General features: G+C 38.3%; 3 protein-coding genes. All 3 read left to right on the top strand.

Features of this window, described 5'->3' with window-relative positions:
* A partial coding sequence (locus QZ375_RS14185) for a DUF5050 domain-containing protein (protein ID WP_295220048.1) occupies positions 1 to 1,253 on the top strand: 1,253 nt, incomplete at its 5' end.
* 334 nt (positions 1,254 to 1,587) lie between these two features.
* Positions 1,588 to 1,746, top strand: a complete 159-nt coding sequence (locus tag QZ375_RS14180) for a hypothetical protein (RefSeq protein WP_295220045.1) — start codon at positions 1,588 to 1,590, stop codon at positions 1,744 to 1,746.
* A gap of 36 nt (positions 1,747 to 1,782) precedes the next feature.
* The coding region (locus QZ375_RS14175; protein WP_295220043.1) for a DUF6329 domain-containing protein at positions 1,783 to 2,213 on the top strand (431 nt) is incomplete at its 3' end.

Below are 2,213 nucleotides of genomic sequence, written 5' to 3'. Positions count from 1 at the left end.
ATCCGAACTATAATAATTATGGGTATGGCAATAATGGCGGCGTTTCGTATGATTCTCCTGTAGCGGTAAAAAAGAAACCTATCGCTCTCATTGTTGTTCTCATCGTTGTTTTATGTATAATATTGTTGTCTGTTATTTTGGGAATCAGTCGCCATGGAAAAAATAAATCTGTTCAGGAAAGGCAAGCAAACGTTGAAATTGACAATGACGATTCGGAAAAGAGTGATCTTGTAGTTACTTCAGAAACGGATGATACAACTGTGAAGTCGACTACCGCTTCAACTAAGTCAGCAGCCGCCACTACAAATGCCACTACGGTAAAATCCAAAGAAACGCAGACTATGAAAGCAGTTAATAATTTGGATACCCCGGAAAAAGTGACTGAAGAATCATCGAGAGATACTTCTTACGAAGAAGATTATTCTAATCTTTCCAATGGCACAAGCAGTGCAAATTTATTCAATGGCGGTTTTGTTGCTACAGATGGTACTTATAAATACTATCGGGGAGATGATGGGTATTTATATTCGAATGTAGTTGGAGAAAATTCTTCAGTTTGTATTTTACAAAAGAAAATCTGGTACATCAATGTCCAAGGACCGTGGATCTATTTTTTCAATGAAACGGATGAATGCTTATCCCGTGTACGGACAGATGGCTCGGATTATCAGGTGCTTTACGATAGAGCTGTACATGAGGTCAATGTTAGTGGCTCGTGGGTATATTTTGGTACCAGTGATGCTTTGTATCGAATGGATAGCAGTGGAAATAACCTTCAAAAATTGGTTTCAGGAAACGTTTGGTTCTTAAATGTAATGGATGATCAACTGTGTTTTGGACTGATTGGTGATACACGTCAGCTTTGTCGCTGTAACTTAGATGGTTCTGCATTCAATGTTTTGATTGCATCTGAAGTATATGATATTCTTGCATACTGCAATATAATTTATTATTGTTATGGTAGTGACACGAGATATTTATATGCTATGGATATAAATACAAACGAGACATATCAGCTAAATGCAAATTATACAAGATGGATCAATACCGATGGCTCTTATGTGTATTATACAAATTTTGATGAATATACAGATGAAGGTGTTGGATATGGTGATGCGCTATACCGGATTTCCATGGATGGAAGCGTGAATGAAAAGATTTATGATGATGATATTGAAGGCATGTGTGTGCAAAATGGATTGCTGTATTATATGAATCATGATAAAAAATCAAGCATCCTTTCTCTGAATTAAAAGGCAATACCGCATAGGCTTGCCTAGCGGCGTTGCACACAATCTGAAATTGTCAATAGATAGATTATCAAGTCAAGTGCAACCAATTCACTGAAAAAAATTTTGAGCACCTCAAAGTGATAGCTTTTCAAAATATGATTTTGCACCCTTTTTCTGCAAAAAGAGTGCATTGTATCAAAATAAGCGTTCTTTGGCATATTGTGACCATAAAAAAGATATATGGTCAAGAAAGCCCGAAATATCGGGCTTTTTTCATGTCCAAACAACGAAAAAAACAGCTTCAAAACCGTAGATATTTTTGGGCGGTTTTTCGAATGTAACAGGATTCGAACCGATGCAAGGAAAAAAATCAGGGCAGATTGGAGAAGATAAAACATCAATCTCCATTTTTCAAATAGAAAATAGTATACAAATTTTTGAAGACCGTTTTGTCTGGTATCACAAAATACGTGATACTGCACAAAGCGGTCTTTTTTGTTTCTGGCAGAAATAAAAAGGACTGCTTCAAAATACATTGCGGAGGAAAGAAATGAAGAAGTTACATTTTAACAGCACGTTGAATCACAAGGCATTCGATTACAAGCCCTATGAGATCTGCGTGGAAAGGGTTGTCACGCTCTACGGCAGAAGCTTTGAGGAGTTGAAAAATCATCCAATGCATGATGATCCGTACATTGTTGCATATCGTGACCTTATGTACACGGAGGGCGATATGGCACATTGCCTGTTGTTTGTGGACTATGACAGTGGCGATGGAATACTGGTGGAGTCAGAAGGCAGCAATTACGCCAGAAAGTCACAGTTCGTTCCCAACGCAAGAGCGTTGCTGGAGAGTAATGAAATAACCGCCGCTGAAACACGGCTGCATAACGATCTGAAAAAAATCGCCGACAAAGTTGCGGAAAGTCCGACGCTCAGCTTTACAAACAAGCCGGAAATTCGATTACGGTTGCTGTCGTG

The organism is Ruminococcus sp., from assembly GCF_019417665.1.
Classification (GTDB): domain Bacteria; phylum Bacillota; class Clostridia; order Oscillospirales; family Ruminococcaceae; genus Ruminococcus_C.
Note: the sequence above shows the minus strand (reverse complement) of the source record. Positions and strands in the feature narration are given on the sequence as shown.